Here is a 22005-nt window from a genome sequence, read left to right as displayed (position 1 = left end):
CGCAACGCGAGAGCTCTCGGTGAACTGCGACGATTCAGGTGACCCTAACCCGCAAAATTTTTCGCAGGTCAACACGGCGGAAAGCTCCTCGCCAAAACGATATCGGCAACTATCGCTCTTGCGCCAAAAGCTCCGGCATCGCTTCGCAAGCTTGTGGATCGGTGACGGTATTGGCAGGAGACAGAGATGATCTGCCCGTGAATTGCAGGTTCCGCCCCAATTCAATATCGAGCTCGGCTTCGTCCTTGCCGATCTCGATACGGCGCCCCTGCCTTGGGAAACACTGCCGTGAGCCCAGTTGAGCGCGGCAACAAGACCAATCAGTTCAATCTGACGACGCGGCGCTACACGCATTCCGAAGTCGAGACCATGTCGCGTTCGCCCGATTGCCTGACCTTCCAGATCAGGCTTCGCGACCGCTTTGGTGACAACGGGGTCATCGGTGTCGTGATTGCGCGCAAGAAAGACACGAGCTACGACATCGACACCTGGTTGATGAGCTGCCGGGTCCTCGGGCGGCGGGTTGAGGAAGCCATCATTGCCGAACTTGTCCGCCATTGCCGTTTGAATGGCGTTGATACACTCGAGGGAAGCTATCTCCCCACCGCCAGGAACGGGTTGGTGCGCGACCTGTACAAGAAGCTCGGATTTGCGCCGGCCGGCGGCACAGATGACCACCACATCTGGAAGCTGGACATCTTCGAATATGACGTCCCCTCCCTGCCGTTCGAGGTTATTCGCGACGCAGAAAATGCCTGAGGTCTGGCGTTCGCGCTTCGCGCCGCTGACCGCGGAGCGGTAGCCGCGGCAACCGGATCTCACCCTGGCCGGCCGCGCCGCGCTTTCCTGGCCGAAGACGGTCAACCAGGACGACCGTCTTGGCTGGCAGCCGCGATCGAATCGGCCTCCCCCGGATTCGCCGCCAAAACGGGAACTTGCAGCGACGGGCGAGAGACTTTCAATGCTTTCGCCCCGGATGCCGTCGACGTAACGGAGACGGATGCCAGCGCACGGAAGCCGGCCAGTTTCGGCCTATACACCTGCTTTTTCAGATACTTAGCTGCCGCACATTGGATGGCTGGGGCGGGAGGGATCGAACCTCCGAATGGCGGAATCAAAATCAGCCGGGATGCTCAGCGAAATCAACGTACGTTCTGAACTCCGGATGAAATTCGACCACAGACGGATCAATAGGTTAGCAGGCAATTCAGAATGACGGCGGGGAGATTGGCAGGCCGATACCGGCGCGAGACAATGATTCCGGGATTCTGCGCTGTTGGCGACAGCCCAATAGATGATCCTCTTGGGGCCGCCGCGGCCGGCAATCGCAGACGTTGTAATCCCGCGTGCGCCGTGAAGTGGTCGTCAGCGAAGTTCCTACGTTGAATCATCTCTTGGGCTGCGGCTCGTCAGCGATTGCTTCAGCCTAATCCCAATCTGCTCGACGGTGCTAGACCGACTTGAGCGATGGCAAATCTTAATCGTCGCGCACTCTTCGGTTGGAGATGCTCCGACAAAGCCGCTGATTAAGAGGCAGCTCCTTTGTAGTTTATCGCGGATACTTAGCTGTAAAAACCCCTCTCGGGGCGGCCATATACATCAAAAGGTTACAGCCGGATTGTAAAATGCAGGTCCTCCCATTACCTGCCCGCAGCTTCTGCGCCCCCAACGCAAATAGCGAACGGAAAGATAAATAAAGACAAGGGAGTTCGCTCGTGCCTGACCCGTCGCGTGAGTTCGACGATGCCTACTCTCAAGAACATCTCGCCGCTCACCTGGGTGCTCGATCGCTGCGGATAAGTCGCCACCGGGCCAGGCTGGCATCGCCAGCCCGCTCCACGGCTTTTCCCTCACGGTTCTTGAAGCTGTGCTGGATGCCCAGCGGGGATCAGTTTCCGATAGGATGCTCGCCTTCCAAGGCCCGGCACAGCCAATTGCCGGCCCTCAGCGACGCGTCCGGCCAACGAAACCATTTTCACCAACTGGCGAAACCGACCGGAAACACTTGGCTGGTATCACCTCCCCAAAATGACAAGGGGAAGTGTCATGATGGAAATCGCGATCATCGGTTTGCTGTTTGTAAGCACCGTCATCTTTGGCGCCCACGCTTACGACGCGATCCACACCCATTGATGAGTCGTGAGAGCCTTGGCGACGACGACATCACCAAGGCTCACCATCACGCGGATTGCCCCTTAGATGGCCCGCTCAGTATGCGTGCCATTTCGGCCAAACTTAGGCGTCTATATCCACAGCCACGATGCGCAGTAGGCCTTATCTGCACTCGGGGACGCCTTAAAGCGGCTATCACTGCCTCGAAATGAAGTGCCTCGGCTGCGAGACCCATCAGACGGTCGCACTGGATATCGTGCGGCGTCCAAGTGGACGCCGATCACGAGCTCGAGCGCTACGTGCGATGCAAGGAATGCTCGTACGGCAAGGCCATCCGTTCAAGCGCAGCTACCTAGTGGCATTGCGAACGAGCAGGATTTCCGCCACGCACCCGGCGTCGAGCTGGTGGCCGGGAGAGCGATCGCGGCTCTAACGCTCGTCCCGCATATATGGACTTCGCTGGGAGACGAATCTCAAGTCTTGATCCGCCGCCATCGTCTGGAGGCCGTGCATACGCGGCACGTTCACCGGATTGCCCCAAAAGGTCCAAGCGATAGCGCCAGTCGCGAGTATTCCGCCGCAGATAGCCAAAAGGTCCCGCCTCATTCCGCTCCCTCCGTGTCGGCTATCTCGAAGCATAAGTCAGGCCAAGACCGACAAGCACGGTAGAGCGCCATACGCGAAGCGAAATCGATTGACCTCCATTTCGGAACCACACGGAGCTGCTCTAAACGGCGGCTTGTTGCCTAGCAAATCACCAAGCGAGAGTTTGCTTCATCGCGCTGTCATGCGGGTCGTCCTTGGAGCGACATTCGGACGTATCCCACCTCGCACCATCTTTCCAGACCCCGTCGGTTTCAGGCCGGGTTTCGGCAAGAGGCTGCATTCTGAACTTCTCCTGCCACCTCAGTTGGCAGCCTTTTGCAAAAGAATAGCGCTGCAACAATTTATTTGGGGAGCCTCTGTCGACTGCATTACTGTTGTCGTGAAAATCCCCGATGTACACATATTCCGAACTTGACGGTCGCCGCGAGGTGACGGTCATCGTGGCGTCGATTCTTACATGCAAGTGATCACGGTACCGGCGCGAAAGCACCTCCAAGACACAGGGGGCGTACATGGAAAACCGAAAGACTGCAATGTTGCGCGTGCACGAGCAAAACATTGAGCGTTACCAAGGCTTGCTGCGCACCAAACTTAGCGACGTCGAGATACACTTCATTGAACGGCGCTTATCGGAAGAGCGATCCGCGATCGAGATGTTGAAATTTATGAGTCGTGGGGAAAAACCCGTGCAAGATCATTTGTTCGCATAAGCTGTCTCCGTATACTCCGACGGTGGTAATCCGTTTGAGACATGAACCATGGCACGCCTTGTGCTGACTCCTGCATGTCGGGATTTTGCATATCCTTCCCGGGGCTAGACCAGCGCCGCCAGCGAGTATTTTAAGCTTGGCGGCGTTGTTGTGCGTTAGCTTTAGGCCATGCCCATCGCGCGAAGGCCTGTCGATATCCCGTCAGAATTCGCGCGCCAGTTTGCCGCGGACCTGCAAGCGTATCACGCCGAGCAGGACGGCAGCCGGCGCGACCGGATCGCCGTCGGCACCAGGCATAAGCTGCTCGAGCATATGCCGGTCGGCACCAAGTTGCGGTTGAGCGAGGTCAAAGAACTCTTCGAGCTGATGCGATGAAAACTGTTTGGATCTACACGGACGCGGTCAGACATGTCGGCGACGAGGATCACATCAAGGTCTTCGCGACAATCGAGGCCGCTGAGAAATGGTTCGAAGACAACGACCCCGAGGGCGTGGCATTTGAGTACGACGTCCTGGAGTAAAAGATGGCAAATGACTTGTTGCTGTCATTACAATTGCCGCATTGATCGCTGGGACACTGCTAGTGATCGTCGGCTGCATAGGATTTTTGATCCGACGCCAAGCATCTGCGGACGTTTCGACAACCCGGACAAAGAGCCGAGACCTCACCTCATCCCAACATAAGCGTGCCTAGGCCGACGGCGAAGGCAACTAACGCTACGTTTATGGGACATGTCGAGCCCCAGCTCAGGAGTGAGCTGGGGCTGCCGGGGCTTTGGAGGCGTAGCGGCGGCAAGCCTCTATCTTCGACGTTACGACTTTCCCAAATGTCGTCTATCGAGACATTCAATTGCCGCGACTACGGTGTTTGGTTCGTGCGTGCGTGATGGTTGGCAAGAAGCTCGACCCGTCCGCAATGAATGTCCCGCCACCTCAAGGCCCACGCCGCCTTGCGGCCAGTACTATCGATGGAGCCGCCACTCGACGGCATGCATCCAGCGTTGAGTCTCAGGGCTTTATTTTGTCGAAGGAACAGCTCGCCCGAGACACCGCAGAATATTCCGGCGGCTGCGAGCATATCGCTCGATCAAAGATCGGAAGGCGCGTCGACGAGTTGTCGATGCCGTCGATGCAATGGCCGAAGGCCGCCCGCAGTCGACAAAGCACTTGACGAAAAAGCGGGAAAGCCGTTGAGCGACGATGTGTAACCTGTACAGCATCACGACCAACCAAGCCGCGATCCTGAACCTGTTTCTGGTGTCAACCGGTACGTTAGCAATCTGGCGCCACGCCGGGCGCCTTCCCTGATTACTCTGCGATGCCAGTGACGATCGGAGGATCGAGCGCGTCCGACTTGGAGCGATCGTGTCAGCGTGGCAACTCGTAAAGCCCCTCTTGAGATCCTACCTAGTTTCTGATCGGAGCACTTTTGGGGCGTCGTCGACGCTAGTTCGAACGGCGTACGCTTCAACGCCACTCTGCTGCAGAGCCTATGACTGGCTTCGATAGGCGGCCGGTCGCCGGTTTTGGCGCTCCTGACGACGAATGATCTTGCTCTAAAGACTGTTCTTCAAACCGCGATCAAGCAAGGGTTCGCAATCGCGTCACGCGATTGAACATCCGTACGCTTCATACCGTCCGTCGATGTGATCGGCCCTTGCCGCGGCGACGCCGCGTTCGTTGGCGACGGTTTGGAGGAGGATGAGACAATCTTGTCGCATCTGTCGCCCCCGGCGCGGCGGGTTCGGTCGTTGGCGGATCGTCCACTGATCGAAGCGGCGACCTTCGAACGGCGACGACGGTTTCTAGCGCGGCCAGGAATAGCCGCCCCTCCGCGGTGATTTCCAGCCCAAGTCATCGCGAAGCACGAATTTGGCCGAGAAGATATTCAGGTCCGGCGCATGCTCCGCCAACCGCTTCATGCGATCGGTCCAGTCTCTGCCGCTATTCATCAAGATTGCAACGGCGTGCCGTAAGTCGGCAACGCAGGCTCGCCCGGCGGACTGGCCGGCCAGCACTTTCAAGACGGTCAGTTGGAAGGACACTTCCACGTCTCCGGTCTGGCTGGCCGTGCAGTATGAATGAGATTGGTTAATCGCCAGTCAAGAACCCGGTGCGCGAAAGCTTCGCGATGAAAGCCGATGATGACTGCTGTTACCTGGATTTGGGCGTGTACGCATAAATCCGGGACGACCGCTTCGAGAGGTAAGCGGACATGTGGCCCGACCGCAGAGGCGACCACGCCTCATTGCACCGCCGGCGTAGAGGTGGGACAGTTTTTGCTATCTACGAGACACATTTCCAAGAGAGCTTCGCGATGCCCGAGGTTGCGCCAAGAGTCCGCACTTCTTTCATTTGCACATTCCCGTCGCCGGTCGCCACCCAGCATCTCGGACAGCTTTGTTTGTCGCCCGCATTCCTCACCCAGGGAGTATTTTGGCGCGGCGTAATGCTCTCGTTGGAGAACCGATGTCCATGCTATCGACGAGCCAAACATACTCCTAGCAGGAATGCGAGGGCGAGTGATTGAAGCGGAGCCGCTCTCGTCGCTTCAGTCATATGGTGCAGCCACCGGTCCTGCTGCGGTAGAGGTTCGAACGCGGCGTCTCAGCCATTCGACGGATCGCTTCCGAGGCCTAATTTATTAGTTGTTCTGGCGTAGCAGTATGTGCAATGGGGTTTCCATCTGTCATGTACGCTTCCTCGCGGCCGGTCAAAGCGCTGGCCATCGTCCGTCATCACACGCACCAAGGGACATCTCGCAGGAGCGCTAACGTGCCGTGAACGCCGACTTTTCCCGTCGTTCGGGGTTCGCTCCCGGATATTTGCCTTAGGCCGATTCAGAGCCCCCAGTTGGGGCCGTCCGTAATTTGGAAAAACGGACGGCCCCTGCCGGCCACTTCCAATTGCCCTGCCTCAAAACAGAAGCGATAGTCGACTAACCAGAAACGTAAATGAGGCTGCCCCAGTTTCGCGCCGCAGCGCCGCCATTCGTTTTCATCTGACCCATTTGAGTTAAAGCCGCCTCCGTTCGCCCAAGACTTGGAAGCCAAGAGGCTTCAGATGCACCGACGTTGAGCCCGCACTTCAACTCTCTCTGCCTGGCCAGTATTTCGCCCTGGTGGCGATCCAACGCTCCGCATCGGCTTCCGTATCGAAGTCTCCGATGTGAGAATCCGGCCCATTGCCAGTCTTGACCGCCACAAACCAGCGACCGTCCTTCGTCTTTTCAGGCTGAAAATAGGGCGTCTTGATCGTCATGCCGATGAGTATGCGACGCTGACCGTCAACATTCCAGAGCGCTGCGACTACGCGCAAGCATAGTCCATTTGGACATGACCTTATGGCGCGAACTGTATGACCCAAACGGACTATCAAGGTCGCAAGCACAACGTGTATGAAATTGGCCAGCTCCGTATTCGCACGGATACAACGGACATGCCTTTCGAGCCCATCATGGATGGCTCGGCGAATAGCGCATGGGGAACTTCGCTATGCCAACGATGTCCAGGCAAGAGACAGAAGCGCTCGCATGCAAATGTGACATTTGCGGTCGCCACATGGCCTTGTTGGTTGAGCTACCGTCTGTTGGCAAGCACGAAGCTGTCCACGTATTCGTTGCTATGGCTGCAATTCGGTGAAGTCGGAGCAGGAGGTTCGGCGCTAGTTCGAATGCTCAACGCCGCCTGCGGATTGCGGCGCCAGGGCGCGATCGAATCGCCCTAGTGCAACTCCGCCCTCGCTGACACGACCGATCTCTTCGCCAGGTTGCGGTGGTGGTAACCACGCTTACTGGGCGTCTCGCTCCCCCACTCTCCATGACCAAGATCAGGTGGGACCTCAACTGGACCTGCCAATTTGGCGCGATCGATGAATACGGTCGACTTCCTCGTGGTCACGCTGAATGCCGAACCATCACCATGTGGGACAGGCCGAACCGCGGACCTTCGCCCTGCACATCCGTGCGCCCGCACAGTTCAACGGGCCGCGAGTTCATGGATGACCGGTCGCAAACCGTCAGACGTAACATCGAGCGTCGGCAACTTGAAACGCCGTGGCCCGGCGCTGCCGGGATTGATGTAGAGCACATTGTTGACCGCATCGAACGATGGGATGGAAGAAAGACGATTGAGCAAGTGCCGATAAGGGCTGTGGAGAAAGCGGGCCATAGAATCACCCGCTTGGCCGAGAGAAGCCGCGCTGGCTAGCTTTTTGCGTTTGGACCGCCCCAGCGTGATCCACGTTGGGCTGGGCATTCTCATCACCATCGAGAAGTTCGAGAATTATCTCGCTTCGATCTAGCCGCGCCGGAGACGAGAACGGTCAACGGATGCAACGTGCTCAATTTGCATAAATTAACGCGAGTCCGTCATAACCTTCGATCGTCAAGCCAGCATAGTGAGAATTTGGGAAGCGGGTAGCGATCAGGGAATCGAGGCTCTGCATGGCGGATAGGAACTTCTCGCGCGGCGTGCCGAACCAACTCGTGCCAGGTTCGTTCGGGTTGGCGTCGACGAGCACGCCCAGGCGCCACGACCGCTTGGCGGCCGCCACTTGCGTCACTGCGGGCGCGGCCCAGTCGAGAGAGCGAGCGATGGACGTGCGATAAGCCATGATCGAGACGGAATTGACATGGAGGATGAGAGCTTCCAAGAAGGTCCGGGAGCCCGAGGGCAACGTTGCAAAGACGGGGTTTACGGCCGCGTCGATCACGACCCCCGGCGCGCTCGCACGAAGCATGGCGTAAAATTTTTCCGTGCCGGCGATCAAGGCCGGCCTGCTATTGGGGGCGCCCCATTCCGACAACGCGTTCGGCTCCACGTCAAAGTGTAAGCCGTCGAAGAGAGGGGTCGCCATGGCGAGGCGAACGAGAAGGGCCGCATGCTCCGGCATCGAATCGCCACCGTGCGACCAATCTGGCTCTCCAGCCACCGCATAGACCCGGCGAGATCCCTCTCGCATCGCCCGAACTGCGGCAACCGCGGATGCCTTCCCGTCCAGGAGTGCCTTTGCCCCGGCCGGACTGACATAGACGAACAACGTATCGATTCCATGGGCGTCAGCGAACGCGGTCATGCCGTCCGGCGAAAGAACGCGCTCGCCCCAAACCCACATTCCCATCGTGGGACGCAACTCTTGCCCTCGAGCGTGAGCCATCCAAGCGGCGGCTCCTGCCGCTTGCACGACGGCGCGGCGGGTCAGCCAGGGTCCTGGCTTCATTCGAAGCATACCGGCCTCGGCAGACAGATCCGAACGTTTCGACGCATCGATGCCTCCTCGCCGAAGGCAGAGAGTATTTGTCGAGCCAGCGGCAAACTAACGAATCGACGGTTTGGGCCTTCGGGACAACTGCCGGATCATTGCCCGGCTGTAACGCAGGACCGCGGTCATTTGCGGACCGGCTCGCCTGCCCAGGCGACGCCGTCGTTCGCCAGTCTTTGCGTGCGATTGGCTATCCAACCGACGCCGCTCGTCAAGCCGCCCGTGACCGCGACCCGAACGGCGGCCAATAGGTTCGAGGGGCCCCAGGCGAGGTCGCCTTTATCTTCGAAAGCAAAGGGAAGACGCTGTCGCCAGCCAGGGAGATGCGCGCGAGTTGCTTGCGCTCCACGCTACGGAAACTCGTCTGGAACTCCGCCGGCAACTGATCGGCAATCGCCTGAATGCGTTCCAGATGGCCGACCTGGCGATTGACGCCGTCGGTAACTACGACTTCCTGGCCTGGTGCGGCCGAATAGAGGCGATTTGTCGGAAGGTAGGCGAGGACATACTTCGTTCCGTGATGGATTTCCGCGACATGATCGCCCGGCGCCAGCACGGTCCCTGGAGTCGCAACCCGCGTTCCAACGGTACCTTCGACAGGACTGGTGATCGTACCGTCATCGTAGGTGCGCTGCGCCTTATCGAGAGCAAGCGCGAACCGATGCCGGTTGCCGCGCACGAGCGCCTGCTCGCTTGCCAGTCCGGCCTGCTCCGCCTTCAATGAGGCGACCTCGCGCAAAGCATCGTAACGCTCTCGGGTGCCTCGGCAGCACGGGTCGTCGTGGTATAGCCACGGGCCAGCGCCTTGCTGATAGAAGCCATGGCGACCTCCGCGTCTCTGACGCGCTGTTCGGCCGCGGGAAGCATCGCGTCGATGGCGGCAAGACGCGCCTTGATTTGCTCATCGCGAGTGTCGAACTGCGCCTTCTTCGAGGTCAGGTCGGAAATAAGGTCGAGCATCTGGGTCGAGAGGACGTGCCCAATGGCCTGCCCGACAGCGACATGATCACCGGGGCGCACCGCCACGTCGATGACCTGGGCGCTGAAGGCAGGTGTCAACTCTTCCGGCGTCTGCACCACCATGCCGTCCGCATCGAGGAACACCATCGGCCCGAAGACGAGCATCCCGATCCATCCCGCCGAAACGAGCAATGCCGCAAGATAGAGCTTTCGGGCGAGCGACTGGGTCGCTCGCACCTGATTCTTGACATTGTCCGGTCTAGTTATCGGGCGCAATGAATGAATTGCCATTGGGTCCCTCCGGGTCTTTTTGGTCTGAGGTTATCGCCACCTGACGAGGTCACGCGCTTTTTGCGGCACGTAGTTGTCCGTCAACGACGACGAGAAGATGAACTCGGTCGCATAGGCATAAAGTCGGCAAATGCGCATGACATACGACTGATACAGCCCGAACAACGGAACGAACGGGAACAGTCGCCAGTAGATTGGCTTACCGGTTACGAGCGCCGCCCCGGCGAACGAAGCGACGTCGAGCGGAAGCAGAGCAATCCACACGCAAACCAGAAGCATCACTCCAAAAGATCCGTAGGAGACGAGGATCCAGGTGACATAGAAGGGAAAGATCGTTGTCGGCAGGATGTTGAAGATCAGGAAGTCCCACTCGTGTGCCGCCTCCTGCCACCGGAACGACGGATTGAAGGGGTTCATGAGGCGCGGATACTTGCGATAGCGTATCCAGAAGGCGTCGCGCTCCCAGCGGTTGCGCTGGCGCAGGAGATTGTAGGTCGTGTCCGGAACATCGGTGTAGCAGATCGCGTGGCGGGTGAAGGCGACCTTGTAGCCGCACATGCGCAACCGTAGCGTAAAGTCGAGGTCCTCGCCGCCTCCGATGTCCATGCCACCGACGCGATTCCACGCGTCTCGCCGGAACGCCCCGAAGGCTCCCGACACGCAAGATACTTGATCGAGGGAGTCCGAGAACGCCTTTCCGAGAGAAATCGACAACAGGTATTCGATGCCTTGAAGCGAGGCGGTTATCGAGGCACGCCAATTGCGGACTAGAATATTGCCCGACGATCCTGCGATCTTCGGGTCGCGCGTCAATGGTCGTAGCAGCTCCAGGATCGCGTCGGGCTCAAACGAGCAATCGCAGTCGACGACGACGAAGACATCGCCAGTCGCCATGCGGGCCGCCAAGTTGATCCCGGACGCCTTGCCCCCACGCAGTTGCAGCTGAGCGACACCATCCACGAGCCCCTCGCGGCGCAACCGCGTCATGATGCCGAACGTTCTATCACTTGATCCGTCGTCTACGCAGATAATTTCGAAACTGTTGAAAGTCTGCGCACGCAGCGATCGCACACACTTCTCGATCGAGTCCTCCTCATTATGACCAACGAGAAGGATCGAAACGCGCGGCATCGGCGGAAGATGGCCAAGCCGGCGATAGTCTCGCAACAGGAGCGCGGCCGCGGTGGCATGAATGCCCATCGCGTAACGCGGAATCTCGATGAAAAGGGTCAACCAGAAGAACGCTAGGAAGGACCATCCCGGCAGCGCAGTGAGAAAATGCCAAGCGTCGGCGACAAACTCTGTCATTGCGGCACCCTCAATGATGAATGTCTCTCGATGAGACCAACGCAAGGACTTCGTCTGGGGCGAAGATTGCGAACTCCATCATCGGCTTCACGGCGAAATGACGCTCAAGCCGGCTCCGGATTTCCGGTAATGCAGCTTCGACGTCATGTTTGCTGTCGCGAGAGATGAGAACGAAATACGTCGAGAGGGTAGCGACGATCTCCGCCTCTGCCGTGAAGCACTCTCTCAGAATGGCAGCGAAGAAGCGGCGAATCTGTTGCCACGAGCGACCGTGTGACGGCCCGCCTTCAGCTTCATGCAAGCGCACGCACAAAATGCACGACCGGTGTTGTCCTAGGTCCGCCTGGCGTTCGAGGAAATTTCGAATGGACGTCCCAGCAGTCCGCTCTTGTGGCTCGAGCGCCGCCAGAATGGCAGGAGAACCGGATGTCACGCAGGCATGGCCGGCCTCGGTGAGGGAGTACGCGTAGACGCTGCGGCTGTCGATGTTCGCCGAGGCGATGTCGGCGTCGCAGTCGAGGCATCCGAACTCCACCGTGGTGTCGCCGGAGACGCGTCCGCAAGCGCGACAGACGCAAACCGTTCCTGGGCGATCGTAGTCGATGCTGAACTCCTCAAGGCGCCGCGTGCATTTGGGGCACCTCAATACGTCCTCCTTGCTGGGATCAAAAAAATCCTCTTCGGGCCCTTGATACCCACAACGCATATGATGGAGGACTGCGTGATCGGCAACATCCGCGCTGCCGCAAGAAATGCATCGCTCCCGCACCGACAGGCGCGCCGAATCGCAATACGGACAGACGCTTCGCATATCGAAAAAGCGCCGCTCCATCAGGCCGAGGCCTACGAGTTGCTCAGCCAGCATTCGCGCGCCGGGCACGGCAATCTCGTCGTCATAAGATACCGTCTCCTTGGTGGAGGGATCGCGGCGGGGTTGCATCGCTCGCTCACGTACGTGCAACCGAGCGAGAAGCATGATGCGAGGATCGGCTGTGGCAAAGATCGGCGGGGGCAAGCCGTGCACACGCTGAACGACGGAATGGAGCATTTCGGTCGCGTCCGCCAGAGAGTTGCACCCGGACCCGCCGAGTACGATGTCGGCGCGGCGAAATCGGCTAGGCGGTCCAATCCGGCCGGATACGTCGACGATCGGCAGAACGGCGGCGAGCGCGGGCCTCAAGCGAGATGCGACAAGCGCCGCCGCGTTCGTCTCTGTCAAGACGACGATATCCGGGATGCCATCATCACTCTCGACGCACCCAGGCGGCAACGCTTTCAGTCTGCCGGGTATCCCCAGAACGGAGACTGACGAATCGAGGCGAGCGGTGCCAACAGCAACCGGCGAGTAGAAAAGCGAACGAGAACCATGCATTCCCACTGTAATCCCTTGGGTAATCCGAAGCATGCGGAGCACGGTAAAGACTGGCCTGCCACTCAACAGCGTGAAGAAGGCAACAATGCCGCAAGCGTGCCTGGATTGACGCTCTAAAGGGGTACTTCTTCCGGGGAGCAAGAGAAGCAATCATGCCACTAGGGCAGCGTGACTGACTTAAGCGGTGCGTATTCAAAAATACCTAGCCTTAATATTTGCTGATAGATGAACAGATAGCAATCGCAGAAAAGCACGTTGAGGATGGACGCCACTTTGTGGCGAACCAGCGTGAACGGCTTGCGGCTGGAAGAACTGGCATACGCGCGCGGGCGAGTGCTGCCGCGCGATCGCAAAGATTAGTACGATTGACTGTACAAGCTCGATGAAACGCCATCTGGTCGATCCCATTCACTTCGACTCGCGGGCGCTGACCCTCGATCCCGTGAATCCCGCTTGGGACGAGACAGTGAAGCGACTGCATTGAGAGAACAGGGATCGCACTGTTGCAGTCAACGTCTACCTCGTGCCGGCTCACGAGACCCTTGCGAAGGGTGACTACGAACGCGTCGGGTTCAACGATAGCTTCGACCAAATGCACTGGGCCCCACGGAAGGACATTCTTAGGACCTGCCCTCGATCCGAGAGGCCGGCAAACGCGCTGGTAAAGACTGGCGGGCCATCGACTACCGTCCGCGGAAGTGAGATGCGTGCGAGCACATGGCTCGTGCCCAACCGCGCGGCGATAGGCGCAGTAATCCACGTCCACGACGCGTAGTAGTTCGCCGCCGTTCCTGGCCTCAAGGGATTGAAAATTTGCAAGCTCAGCAGCCGCGCAATCAATCGCGCATGCCCTGGCGCCGCAAGCCCGCTCACTTCCTCCGCTTCCCGTCGATCGCGGCGGCGACTTCAAGACGATGCTGGTGTTCTGCGTCGGCTGCCAGCATCACAACACAAAGAGAAACGACCCCAACGCGGGGAGCGCCAGGGTCGCCACTGAACTTCCGCTCGGGGGGCACCAGATTACGGGAGCCTAGGCCTGACTCCCAGCATTGCCACTTGTTCCTGCCCTCCCGCAACATCACAGCGCGTAACAAGAAATGCTCCCCGGTCGATCACCGATGGAGCGGCGCCCGCCGTTGACTCCATGCTGAGGATTTCAGGGCCCCGGTTTAGGAAGAAACGCCGCCGGGCGTGTATTTGTGAGACCGGCGGCGTATTTTTCGGGGACGGCTAAAACAGCATGCCGCTGCCGATCGTCGCCAGCTTGCGAGCCAGCAGGATGGAATAGCGCGTGATCCTGAGCCGGAGACGCATCTACAACTATGACGAGCCGTATCGCTGGGGCGGCGGCTACACCACGACCTACTATACGGCGCCCCTGTCCGACGGCTATCGCCACCGCCGCGTCGTGCGCTCTGCCTACGCCTATTACGGCGGATCCCATCCGGTCGTTCGGCATCGTTGGCATCGCCATCATCATTGGTGAGACAGGACGAACTGCATAATGGAGGCCGCGCGGAAGCGCGGCCTTTTTGCGTCACGGCCAGCCGAGACTTTCCGCTCACCACCCTCCGCCGGCAAACGGGTCGTGCCGATCAAAGGCAAGCCGTCGTTCGGGCTCTCTCATCGACGGCTTCGCCGGCCGCTTTGGATACGGACGTGCCTGGGCGGAGCGGGGCGGTTCTTTCTTGACCACGGCGGAAGGTGCTGCGGGCACGGCGGCCACTTGGCGCACCTGCTCCTGCGGCTCTTCAGAGGTGACATCTGCCTGCACGATGCTCGGCTCCTCGGCGCGCGGGCGCGTGTCGAATACGATCTTCTCTGGAAGACTTCGCGCCGAGCTGATCCGGATGATGGTCCTGTCAGGATCCGCCGCGGCGGCAGTTTCGATGGGGGCCGGCAGGTACCGATCCGCAGCGAAGAGCAGTGCCAACAGCAGCGTGCCGACGAAGATGAAATAACGAATGATCGGCATGGTCGGCCGCTCGCAAATGAGAAATCAGGTATCGGCGGGCGCCGAATTGGAGGGGCGGGTCGCTGCCTTCAGCGACCCGCCCGGAGGACTTAATCGAGCGCGCATCAGACCCGGCGCTTCAGCAAATCGTACGATGAATTCACCGATCGACTCGATGGCCGCCTTACCGCGTTATCCAAGGCCCATTCACTGCTGGTGGACTCCGACTGGAAGGGGGCCGATCTCGCATCATTGGCACGCACGCAACTTGAACCCTATATTGCTGACAATCCTAGCCGGGGATACGGCCTCCAGCTTCAGCTTGAGCTCGCTGTTGACGGTCTGCAATTCTTCATTAATCGATTGCAACTCTTCCTTGCTGGTCTCCAGCTCTTCCGATGTGGACCGATATTCCTCGTTGATGGATTGCAGTTCCTCGTTGGCCGCGCGCAATTCCTCGTTGGCGCCATCGGATTCCTCCCGGGTTGTCCGCAGCCGCGCCTGGGTCTGCTGAAGCTCCTCGCGCAGCCGAGCGACAGTTTCGCTGGCGACGCCGTTCTTCGGGAAAGAACCTTCGATGGCGATGTCGACCGCACGGCGTCCGCTTGAATCCGAAATATTGCCGTGTGTGGAGTTGCATTATGCGTAGATCAGATTGGACGCCCTCCATTGTCCCGAGCGACGACCAGACCGTTTATTTGGTCGCCGACGACTTTGGCCCCATAGGCCGCGCCTGGCGGGAAGCGGATCTCGAGACGGCGGACTACCTGGAGACCGTCGTTCAAGATATGATTGCCGGCGAGTATTCGAGCCCGATCAGGGTCGCTGCCTTCAATACATCGGAGCGTTGGTCCGAAGACGTCTCGGAGGACATTGCGCGCGAGATCCAGCGGCGAGGTGACCTGCAACTCACCGATGTGCAACCCACCTCCGGGATTTTGTCGCTCGCCATGTCGGCTGTGACCATAGACAGCTCGTCCTGCGTCTGGTCTAGACATGCCGTTCCAGCGCAAAAAGCCTGAGCCGATCGGGACCAAGGCGTTCTTTCCCGGCTTCATTGCGCCGGCCCTGGCATCGCCGATCGAAAAGGTGCCAAGCGGCCCGCGCTGGATCCACGAAATCAAATTTGACGGCTATCGCGTCCAGACCCATCTCGCGAACGAAACCGTGACCATCTTCACCCGCCGCGGCCACGACTGGACCAAGCGCTTCAAGAAAGTCGCCGACGACGCATGGCACATCTCCGCCGCGTCGGCGATCATCGACGGCGAGATCGCGGTACCGGCTGCCGACGGCACCACCGACTTCTCAGTGCTGCAGAACGAACTGCGCGGCACCTCGACCAGGATCGTGCTGGTCGCCGTCGATCTGCTCTATCTGAACGGCTGCGACCTCCGGAAGCGGAAGGCCGTGCTGAAGAAGCTCATCGCCGGCACCGACATCCAGTTCAGCGAGAGCTTCGAAGTCGATGGCCGCGGATGTTCGCCCACGCTGCGTGAGGCGGACCGTCGCCGCGGCGGGCGTCGCGCAATCGTAAAGCTCGAAGACCACAAGGCGAACAGAATTCCCCAAACCTCTTCTGACAGTTTGGGGAAACCACCCAAAACCATAGGAAAATCAAAATGAGCGGGAAGGACCGGGCGCTCCCTAGGGGAGACGAAGGGCGACCGATGAAGGCACTGAAAATCAAGAACAAATTAGCCTTGCTGCGAGCCGATTGCTACCACTCCCTGCTACCACCTTCAAGTCGACAGTTTCTCGGCACGCCCTTTGGCTCTGGGATCACAGGGCCTCGTGTTCGCCACAGGAAACGGGAGCGGCGCACCAGGTTCATTCGGGTAACCCCGCTTTCCGCAGGCCTTCAATCTGCACCTTCGACTTCGACTGACCGCCTCGAGCGACAAAAGTGGAAATTGTGAGAGCGGGGTCGATTTCAAGTAAACGCGCCACCGCCTCACGCGCCTCGATGCCCCGTCCGAGATGAGCAAGAGCGGAGGCGACGCATCGGTGGGCGGGCGAGAAGTAGGGGCTCTGACGCAGAGCCTTCTTGGCCGCGACAATGGCCTCGTCAAAGCGACCAAGTTCAATAAGGGCCAGTCCCATGATAGTGACAGATTGATGTAACAGCGGGTCTACGGGGCTCATGCGCGCCGCGATTTCTTGGCTTCGAATGGCCTCCTTCCAGAAGCCTGCAATTTTATAAACCGTACCTCTGGCGTGCCAAGCATGGAATGAGTTTGAATTGAGCGCGACCGCCCTATCTGCGATTTCAACGCCCGCTTCATAATCACCATTGTATGCTAACGTCGCGGCAACAAAGGCTAACGTTTCTGGATCATCATCGTCGAGGCTCAGTGCAAGGCGAAGCAGTCGAACTGCTTCCCTGCGGTCTGATTGGACATCAGTTGAGTAGCCCCAAACGATACGCAGGGTGTGGCAGGCTCCAGCAAGAGCGGCCATGAAGGCGTACCGAGGGTCCAGCTCCAGAGCACGATGAGCTAACCTGATCACTTCAACGGTCCCGTCACATGTCGCCATATAGTATTGCGGCATAGCACGGAGGAAAAAGTCGTAAGCGGTGAGATTGTCAGGCCGCCGCCGCGTGGCCATCGCCAGTTCTGTCTGAAGTAGTTTCGGCTGGATAGCTGAGACCACGGCCACAGTCACTTCGTCTTGGAGAGCGAATATGTCTGTTAGGTCACGCTCAAACCTATCGGCCCAGATATGCGCGCCTGTCACCGCGTCAATCAACTGGCCGGTGATGCGAACCTTCCCTGCGGCCTTGCGCACAGCACCCTCAAGGACATAGCGCACGCCGAGCCTGCGTCCGACGTCCTTTACATCGACGGCTTTTTCTTTGAACGTAAAGCTCGAATTGCGAGCGATTACGAACAACCACTTAAACCGCGAGAGCGCGGTGATTATTTCCTCAACCATGCCATCCGCAAAATACTCCTGCTCGGGATCGCCGGACATATTCTGAAACGGCAGAACAGCAATGGAAGGCTTGTCCGGGAGTTGAGGCGGGCTCTCGGCCTCAGCAACATGAGCCGAAGTAGTCTCTCGCGTCCCACCCGGCGCAGTCACCTGATAGGCCCTGATTGGCTCTTGAATGTTCTTCACCTGCTGAGCCCCAAGGTCCGCGTAGGTGATCGGCAAGACCTTGCGTACCTGATCGTGCGTCACACCGGAGATACACACGCCTCCCGGCTTCGCAATCAACTGTAGCCGAGCGGCAATGTTCACACCGTCGCCATAGAGGTCCCCAGCGCGTATCATTACGTCGCCGATGTGGATGCCGATGCGGAAGCTAATGCGCAGATTGGGTGCGAGACTGGCGTTCACAGCGGCCAACGCAGCCTGCGCCTCCACCGCGCATTGCACGGCCTCCACCGCGCTACCGAACTCCGCAAGGACACTGTCGCCTGCCGTGTTCGCTATGCGGCCCCTGTGGTCTGCAATAAGCTTGTCGAGGATAGCTCGCCGCTCGGTGAGGCCCCTGAGCGTACCGACTTCATCAGCGCCCATGAGGCGGCTATAGCCTTCCACATCCGCTGCGAAGACTGCGACGAGTTTCCGGCTGACTGCCATAGGATCTGACATCGGTTAACCTAATCCCTAAGCCCTCACCCATCCGGTACCCCGGCTATGTGCAGTCCTTCGTAGAGGCGCTCGCGTAGTGCGAGATACGCAGGATGCTTGCTTGGGCTGTTATTGCGGAAACGGCGGATACTGAAGCTCGGGTTGAGGGCAAGCCCCCCCTGCACCGAAGCCCGTGCCGCACCTAACTCACCAACCTGCGCAAGAGCGGCCGCGAGAAAGAAATGCGCAATAGGATAGTTCCGGTTGGCTTCAAGGCTGCGCCGCAACCAATCAATCGCTTCGGCGTCGGCGCCGAGCAAAAATGCGGCGAGCCCCCCGTACATAGTCCAGATGTAGAGGTCGGTATCACGGGGGGAAAGGCGGAGCGCCTCCTGTATGTGAGCTTCGGTTTCAACTCCCCGACCGATAAGAAGCTTCGCGACCCCGATATTTGCGTGCGCTCGGGCCAAATTCCGATCTAGCACTAACGCCCGCTCGCATTCGGCAATACCTTGAGCCACACGATCGGTGAAAATTTGCACCATGCCCAAGGCGAAATGAGCCACGGGATGGTGCGGTGCCAACGACAGCGCTCTTGTAACGCTCGCCTCTGCAGCCGTGAAACGTTCGATCCTATCATCTGGGTAAAAGGTGGTGGCAACTCCGATATCAACCAGCGCCGTGCCGACCAGCGCCTCAATATTTCCGGGTTCGAGCGCCAAGGCCCGTTCAAAGAAGCGGCGCCCTTGTCCCAAGTGGTCAGGACTTCGACCTTTGTTAAACAACGCGGCCCCTTGGAAACACAGGTCAGTCGTATCGGGATGTGCCGAGCGCTCGGCTCGCCGGGCTTCGACCGCAATCAATTGGGCATTCAGCGTATTCGCGAGCCTGGACACGATTTCGTCCTGCATATCGAAAAGCTCGGCCGCTGCCTTTTCGAACCGTTCAGCCCAAAGGTGGCTTCCGGTTTCGGCGTCGATTAGCTGGACATTCACTCGAAGCCGATTACCGCCGCGCTGCACCGAACCTTCAAGTACGTAGCGAACGTTCAGCGCGCGTCCCAGCTTCTTTACGTCCACGGCTTTGCCCTTGAACGTGAACGCGGTGTTGCGCGCAATCACGAACGCACCACTGATGCGCGACAAGTCCGTGGTGAGGCTCTCGGTCACTCCATCGACGAAGTACTCTTGTTCGGGATCGCCGCCGATGTTTGCAAACGGTAAAACCACGATGGACAGACGGGGAGCAGAAGAGGGCAGCGCCGCGATTTGATTAGCATTCACGATCAGGCCAACCGCGTAAGTACGGATCGGCCGGGCGATGTTCTTGAGGGTCTGCTCGCCAAGATCAGTGAATTCGACTGGGACCTTGTCGCGAACCTGTTCGTAAGCGGATGACGAGATGCAGATGCCACCCGGCTCAGCGATCCCCTCAAGCCGAGCCGCAACGTTGACACCATCGCCGAGGATGTCCTCGCCCTCAATCAGGATGTCCCCGAGGTTAACCCCGATCCTGAACATCATACGCCTGCCCTCAGGGACGCCTTGGTTGCGCTCGGCCATCACCGCTTGCACAGCTATCGCGCACTCGACAGCATCTACAACCGAAGGAAATTCAAGCAACACCCCGTCACCAGTGGTCTTCACCAGGCGACCGCCGTGTTTTACCACGAGGGCGTCGGTAACCTTGCGATGTTCGCGGAGTATGCGGGCTGTGCCGACCTCGTCGAGGCCCATCAGCCGCGAATAGCCGGCCACGTCAGCGGCCACTATCGCCACCAATCTGCGTCCGATACGACCTGGTTGGTCTTGCTCCATCGCCAAACCATGTGCCTTGCGAGGCATTCTGCACAAGGGTGCGATCGGGACGCAAGGGTCTTATGGCGGCCCAAAACACACGATGTGGCTTGGCAATCTTCGTGTCAGAGTGCCGTAGCTGAATCCGTCAACACTCGGTCGTGCCAAGAGCGGCGGCAATACGGGGTAGGTAATTAAACGTCCCCTAGGGGAGACGAAGTTCACGGCCGCAAGACACTGAAAATCAAAAGCAAATCAGCTTCGGCTGCAAGTTCATTGCTACCACTCGGAGCTACCACTCGCAACTCGCATTCTCCTTGGTCGGGTCCAGCACGAGAGAGTGCACTGAATGTAATCACTTCCTTGGTTGCAACAAACGCAGAGCACGGGCCTTTTCTCGTATCCAGAGCAGAGGATAGTGAATCAACGTGTAGGCGATGAATTGCAAGACTATGGTTATCCGGCTCCTCGTATCGACAAAAGGACCCTGCGGACCTTTTGTCAGCCACTCAGACGGGTGGGGCTTGATGTCTCTGTCGCAAGTGCAAATGTGAACGGCTGGACCAGAGGCTTGTTGCCATAGGCGATCAACTATCAACGTCTTGATCGGTTCAATCGCCTCTTCATCGCCGCCGGTGTCCACTTCAATTCGCAGATTGCAGTGTGCAAACTCACCATCTTCGATTTTGTGAACGACCTCCGCTTTCGTCACCTCGGGTAGAGCCTTCGCAAGGACGGAGATATTTGGCGAACTATATGGATTTTGCTGGCACAGTTCTGTGGGCTCGAACCACCGACCTCCTGTTTCACAGATTCCTGGTCTAACGGTCAGGCGACGTTAAGCCTGTTTAAACTCAACAGACAAAATTGCCACTTCTTCCCGATTTGATTGGAACGGCGCGTCGCTCACCGGGTTCATTCGGGGAAAACTAACGGAGTTGAAGAGATGGATGGCCGCAAGGAAGCACGAATATTCGGCTTGGCTACCGCCCCTGGCAGCAGCGCATTGCCGTCATTCCCGATGGGGACCTGTTCGCCGCCATCCGCAGCGGCAAGGCGTCGGTGGTCACTGACACCATCGAGCGTTTCGACGCCACGGGCATCCAGCTCACCGGTGGCGAACGCCTCGACGCCGACATCATCGTCACCGCCACCGGCTTCAACATGAAGTTCTTCGGCGGCGTCCCCTTGAGCGTGGACGGCGAAGCGGTGGATTTCACCCAGCGCGTCACCTACCGCGGCGTCATGATTCAGGGCGTCCCCACATGGCCTACACCCTGGGCTACTTCCGCTGGAGTTGGACGCTGCGCGCGGACTTGGTCAGTGACTTGGTGTGCCGCCTCATTGAGCACATGCGGCAGGAGGGCCGCTCGGTGGTAGAGCCCACGCTTTCCGCCGCGGACGCCGACATGCCGCGCCTGCCCTGGATGAGCTCGGAGAACTTCAACGCCGGCTATGTGATGCGAGCGCAGCACCATCTGTTTCGGCAAGGCGACCGTCACCCCTGGAAACATCAGATGGAATACGCGGAAGAACTCTCGATCCTGCCTGCCTTGCAGCCCAACGACGAAGCGCTCGCCTACCGCTGAGACCAATTTCCCGCGCAACCAATTCAAGGAAACAACGATCATGCCCCTCGATCCCCACCTCGACGACGTCCTGCAAATGATGGCCGGCTCGGGCGCCAAGCCCATCCAGGAAGGCTCGCCCGCCGAAGGCCGCGACGGCTACCTGGCGTTGACGTTCGGCTCTCGTACGCCCGAGCAGGTCGTGCCGGTCGCCAGCGTGCAGGACACCACCGTCGACGGCGCCGCCGGCCCGCTCAAGGCGCGCGTGTACCGTCCCGAAGGCGACGGCCCCTTCCCAACCGTGGCGTTCTTCCACGGCGGCTGCTATGTCATCGGCGACCTCGATACGCACGACAACATGTGCCGCGACATCTGCCGCGGCGCGCGCGCCGTGGTGGTTGCGGTGGACTACCGCCTCGCGCCCGAACACCCCTTCCCCGCCGGCATTGATGACGCCGTGGCTGCCGCCAAGTGGGTCGTGGCC

Annotated in this window: 22 protein-coding genes and 5 pseudogenes; 12 read left to right on the top strand and 15 right to left on the bottom strand. The window is 59.2% G+C overall.

What is annotated here, in order from left to right; all coding sequences use genetic code 11:
* Positions 1 to 288: 288 nt before the first annotated feature.
* Positions 289 to 759 (top strand): hypothetical protein, encoded by a 471-nt coding sequence (locus H8B02_RS12865; protein ID WP_229166578.1) that lies wholly within the window; start codon positions 289 to 291, stop codon positions 757 to 759.
* Between the two features lie 1524 nt (positions 760 to 2283).
* Positions 2284 to 2545 (top strand): annotated as a pseudogene (locus H8B02_RS12860) (hypothetical protein); the annotation flags it as partial.
* A 321-nt stretch (positions 2546 to 2866) separates the two neighbouring features.
* Here H8B02_RS12860 and H8B02_RS12855 read toward each other — a convergent pair.
* Entirely contained in the window at positions 2867 to 3157 is a 291-nt protein-coding gene (locus H8B02_RS12855; RefSeq protein ID WP_229166577.1) for a hypothetical protein, read from the bottom strand.
* Between the two features lie 73 nt (positions 3158 to 3230).
* On the opposite strand from H8B02_RS12855, the gene H8B02_RS12850 reads away from it, so the two are divergent.
* The 4 genes and pseudogenes from H8B02_RS12850 to H8B02_RS48895 form a co-directional block, all read left to right on the top strand.
* The gene (locus H8B02_RS12850) at positions 3231 to 3428 is read left to right on the top strand and encodes a hypothetical protein (protein WP_229166576.1); all 198 of its coding nucleotides are present in this window, start codon (positions 3231 to 3233) and stop codon (positions 3426 to 3428) included.
* Between the two features lie 168 nt (positions 3429 to 3596).
* A complete protein-coding gene (locus tag H8B02_RS12845; protein ID WP_229166575.1) occupies positions 3597 to 3803 on the top strand; it encodes a hypothetical protein in 207 nt (68 codons plus the stop codon).
* On the top strand, positions 3800 to 3949 hold the full coding sequence (locus H8B02_RS12840) for a hypothetical protein (RefSeq protein ID WP_229166574.1): 150 nt from the start codon (positions 3800 to 3802) through the stop codon (positions 3947 to 3949). Before H8B02_RS12845 ends, H8B02_RS12840 begins: the two co-directional genes overlap by 4 nt.
* A 679-nt stretch (positions 3950 to 4628) precedes the next feature.
* Positions 4629 to 4746 (top strand): annotated as a pseudogene (locus tag H8B02_RS48895) (SOS response-associated peptidase); the annotation flags it as partial.
* 487 nt (positions 4747 to 5233) lie between these two features.
* Here the strand turns inward: H8B02_RS48895 and H8B02_RS12835 are convergent.
* The 8 genes from H8B02_RS12835 to H8B02_RS12800 form a co-directional block, all read right to left on the bottom strand.
* Positions 5234 to 5473 (bottom strand): hypothetical protein, encoded by a 240-nt coding sequence (locus H8B02_RS12835; protein ID WP_229166573.1) that lies wholly within the window; start codon positions 5471 to 5473, stop codon positions 5234 to 5236.
* A 1042-nt stretch (positions 5474 to 6515) separates the two neighbouring features.
* Positions 6516 to 6689, bottom strand: coding sequence for a hypothetical protein (locus tag H8B02_RS12830; protein ID WP_229166572.1), 174 nt, complete (start codon positions 6687 to 6689; stop codon positions 6516 to 6518).
* Between the two features lie 716 nt (positions 6690 to 7405).
* Complete coding sequence (locus H8B02_RS12825; protein WP_229166571.1) at positions 7406 to 7597, bottom strand: metallophosphoesterase family protein; 192 nt, start codon at positions 7595 to 7597, stop codon at positions 7406 to 7408.
* Positions 7598 to 7769: 172 nt separating this feature from the next.
* Positions 7770 to 8561 (bottom strand): hypothetical protein, encoded by a 792-nt coding sequence (locus tag H8B02_RS12820; RefSeq protein WP_229166570.1) that lies wholly within the window; start codon positions 8559 to 8561, stop codon positions 7770 to 7772.
* A gap of 340 nt (positions 8562 to 8901) precedes the next feature.
* A complete protein-coding gene (locus tag H8B02_RS12815; RefSeq protein WP_229166569.1) occupies positions 8902 to 9411 on the bottom strand; it encodes an HlyD family secretion protein in 510 nt (169 codons plus the stop codon).
* On the bottom strand, positions 9408 to 9941 hold the full coding sequence (locus H8B02_RS12810; RefSeq protein WP_229166568.1) for an HlyD family secretion protein: 534 nt from the start codon (positions 9939 to 9941) through the stop codon (positions 9408 to 9410). Before H8B02_RS12810 ends, H8B02_RS12815 begins: the two co-directional genes overlap by 4 nt.
* Before the next feature lie 30 nt (positions 9942 to 9971).
* Positions 9972 to 11249 (bottom strand): glycosyltransferase family 2 protein, encoded by a 1278-nt coding sequence (locus H8B02_RS12805; protein ID WP_229166567.1) that lies wholly within the window; start codon positions 11247 to 11249, stop codon positions 9972 to 9974.
* Positions 11250 to 11259: 10 nt separating this feature from the next.
* Positions 11260 to 12468: a TackOD1 domain-containing metal-binding protein gene (locus H8B02_RS12800; protein WP_229166566.1), complete on the bottom strand. Its 1209-nt coding sequence runs from the start codon at positions 12466 to 12468 to the stop codon at positions 11260 to 11262.
* Positions 12469 to 13912: 1444 nt separating this feature from the next.
* On the opposite strand from H8B02_RS12800, the gene H8B02_RS12795 reads away from it, so the two are divergent.
* Positions 13913 to 14107 (top strand): hypothetical protein, encoded by a 195-nt coding sequence (locus H8B02_RS12795; RefSeq protein WP_229166565.1) that lies wholly within the window; start codon positions 13913 to 13915, stop codon positions 14105 to 14107.
* Positions 14108 to 14182: 75 nt separating this feature from the next.
* Here H8B02_RS12795 and H8B02_RS12790 read toward each other — a convergent pair whose 3' ends face one another.
* A complete protein-coding gene (locus H8B02_RS12790; RefSeq protein WP_229166564.1) occupies positions 14183 to 14596 on the bottom strand; it encodes a hypothetical protein in 414 nt (137 codons plus the stop codon).
* A 159-nt stretch (positions 14597 to 14755) separates the two neighbouring features.
* On the opposite strand from H8B02_RS12790, the pseudogene H8B02_RS48890 reads away from it, so the two are divergent.
* A pseudogene (locus tag H8B02_RS48890) lies at positions 14756 to 14812 on the top strand (hypothetical protein); the annotation flags it as partial.
* A 57-nt stretch (positions 14813 to 14869) separates the two neighbouring features.
* Here the strand turns inward: H8B02_RS48890 and H8B02_RS12780 are convergent.
* A pseudogene (locus H8B02_RS12780) lies at positions 14870 to 15118 on the bottom strand (histidine kinase); the annotation flags it as partial.
* 98 nt (positions 15119 to 15216) lie between these two features.
* On the opposite strand from H8B02_RS12780, the gene H8B02_RS12775 reads away from it, so the two are divergent.
* Both H8B02_RS12775 and H8B02_RS12770 read left to right on the top strand, forming a co-directional pair.
* Positions 15217 to 15597 (top strand): hypothetical protein, encoded by a 381-nt coding sequence (locus H8B02_RS12775; protein ID WP_229166563.1) that lies wholly within the window; start codon positions 15217 to 15219, stop codon positions 15595 to 15597.
* Positions 15572 to 16068, top strand: a pseudogene (locus H8B02_RS12770) (ATP-dependent DNA ligase); the annotation flags it as partial. The gene H8B02_RS12775 and the pseudogene H8B02_RS12770, both read left to right, overlap by 26 nt.
* 337 nt (positions 16069 to 16405) lie before the next feature.
* Here the strand turns inward: H8B02_RS12770 and H8B02_RS12765 are convergent.
* The 4 genes from H8B02_RS12765 to H8B02_RS12750 all read right to left on the bottom strand — a co-directional run bounded on the left by H8B02_RS12765 (position 16406) and on the right by H8B02_RS12750 (position 21173).
* Positions 16406 to 18166, bottom strand: coding sequence for an adenylate/guanylate cyclase domain-containing protein (locus tag H8B02_RS12765; RefSeq protein WP_229166562.1), 1761 nt, complete (start codon positions 18164 to 18166; stop codon positions 16406 to 16408).
* A 35-nt stretch (positions 18167 to 18201) separates the two neighbouring features.
* Positions 18202 to 19974 (bottom strand): adenylate/guanylate cyclase domain-containing protein, encoded by a 1773-nt coding sequence (locus H8B02_RS12760; RefSeq protein WP_229166561.1) that lies wholly within the window; start codon positions 19972 to 19974, stop codon positions 18202 to 18204.
* Between the two features lie 334 nt (positions 19975 to 20308).
* Positions 20309 to 20665, bottom strand: coding sequence for a hypothetical protein (locus H8B02_RS12755; protein WP_229166560.1), 357 nt, complete (start codon positions 20663 to 20665; stop codon positions 20309 to 20311).
* 271 nt (positions 20666 to 20936) lie between these two features.
* The gene (locus H8B02_RS12750; RefSeq protein WP_229166559.1) at positions 20937 to 21173 is read right to left on the bottom strand and encodes a hypothetical protein; all 237 of its coding nucleotides are present in this window, start codon (positions 21171 to 21173) and stop codon (positions 20937 to 20939) included.
* A 45-nt stretch (positions 21174 to 21218) separates the two neighbouring features.
* Here H8B02_RS12750 and H8B02_RS12745 point away from each other — a divergent pair, with 45 nt between their 5' ends.
* On the top strand, positions 21219 to 21542 hold the full coding sequence (locus tag H8B02_RS12745; protein ID WP_229166558.1) for a hypothetical protein: 324 nt from the start codon (positions 21219 to 21221) through the stop codon (positions 21540 to 21542).
* Between the two features lie 40 nt (positions 21543 to 21582).
* On the top strand, positions 21583 to 22005 hold a 423-nt coding region (locus H8B02_RS12740), incomplete at its 3' end, for an alpha/beta hydrolase (protein WP_229166557.1).

The organism is Bradyrhizobium altum (genome assembly GCF_020889705.1).
Classification (GTDB): domain Bacteria; phylum Pseudomonadota; class Alphaproteobacteria; order Rhizobiales; family Xanthobacteraceae; genus Bradyrhizobium; species Bradyrhizobium altum.
This window is presented reverse-complemented; position numbering and strand designations above follow the sequence as displayed.

Excerpts from the sequence above, each read along its gene's own strand:
- H8B02_RS12855 (WP_229166577.1), bottom strand. The coding sequence starts at position 3,157 with ATGACCGTCACCTCGCGGCGACCGTCAAGTTCGGAATATGTGTACATC.
- H8B02_RS12850 (WP_229166576.1), top strand. The coding sequence starts at position 3,231 with ATGGAAAACCGAAAGACTGCAATGTTGCGCGTGCACGAGCAAAACATT.
- H8B02_RS12845 (WP_229166575.1), top strand. The coding sequence starts at position 3,597 with ATGCCCATCGCGCGAAGGCCTGTCGATATCCCGTCAGAATTCGCGCGC.
- H8B02_RS12840 (WP_229166574.1), top strand. The coding sequence starts at position 3,800 with ATGAAAACTGTTTGGATCTACACGGACGCGGTCAGACATGTCGGCGAC.
- H8B02_RS12830 (WP_229166572.1), bottom strand. The coding sequence starts at position 6,689 with ATGACGATCAAGACGCCCTATTTTCAGCCTGAAAAGACGAAGGACGGT.
- H8B02_RS12825 (WP_229166571.1), bottom strand. The coding sequence starts at position 7,597 with ATGGCCCGCTTTCTCCACAGCCCTTATCGGCACTTGCTCAATCGTCTT.
- H8B02_RS12810 (WP_229166568.1), bottom strand. The coding sequence starts at position 9,941 with ATGGCAATTCATTCATTGCGCCCGATAACTAGACCGGACAATGTCAAG.
- H8B02_RS12805 (WP_229166567.1), bottom strand. The coding sequence starts at position 11,249 with ATGACAGAGTTTGTCGCCGACGCTTGGCATTTTCTCACTGCGCTGCCG.
- H8B02_RS12790 (WP_229166564.1), bottom strand. The coding sequence starts at position 14,596 with ATGCCGATCATTCGTTATTTCATCTTCGTCGGCACGCTGCTGTTGGCA.
- H8B02_RS12775 (WP_229166563.1), top strand. The coding sequence starts at position 15,217 with ATGCGTAGATCAGATTGGACGCCCTCCATTGTCCCGAGCGACGACCAG.
- H8B02_RS12765 (WP_229166562.1), bottom strand. The coding sequence starts at position 18,166 with ATGGCAGTCAGCCGGAAACTCGTCGCAGTCTTCGCAGCGGATGTGGAA.
- H8B02_RS12760 (WP_229166561.1), bottom strand. The coding sequence starts at position 19,974 with ATGGAGCAAGACCAACCAGGTCGTATCGGACGCAGATTGGTGGCGATA.
- H8B02_RS12745 (WP_229166558.1), top strand. The coding sequence starts at position 21,219 with ATGGCCTACACCCTGGGCTACTTCCGCTGGAGTTGGACGCTGCGCGCG.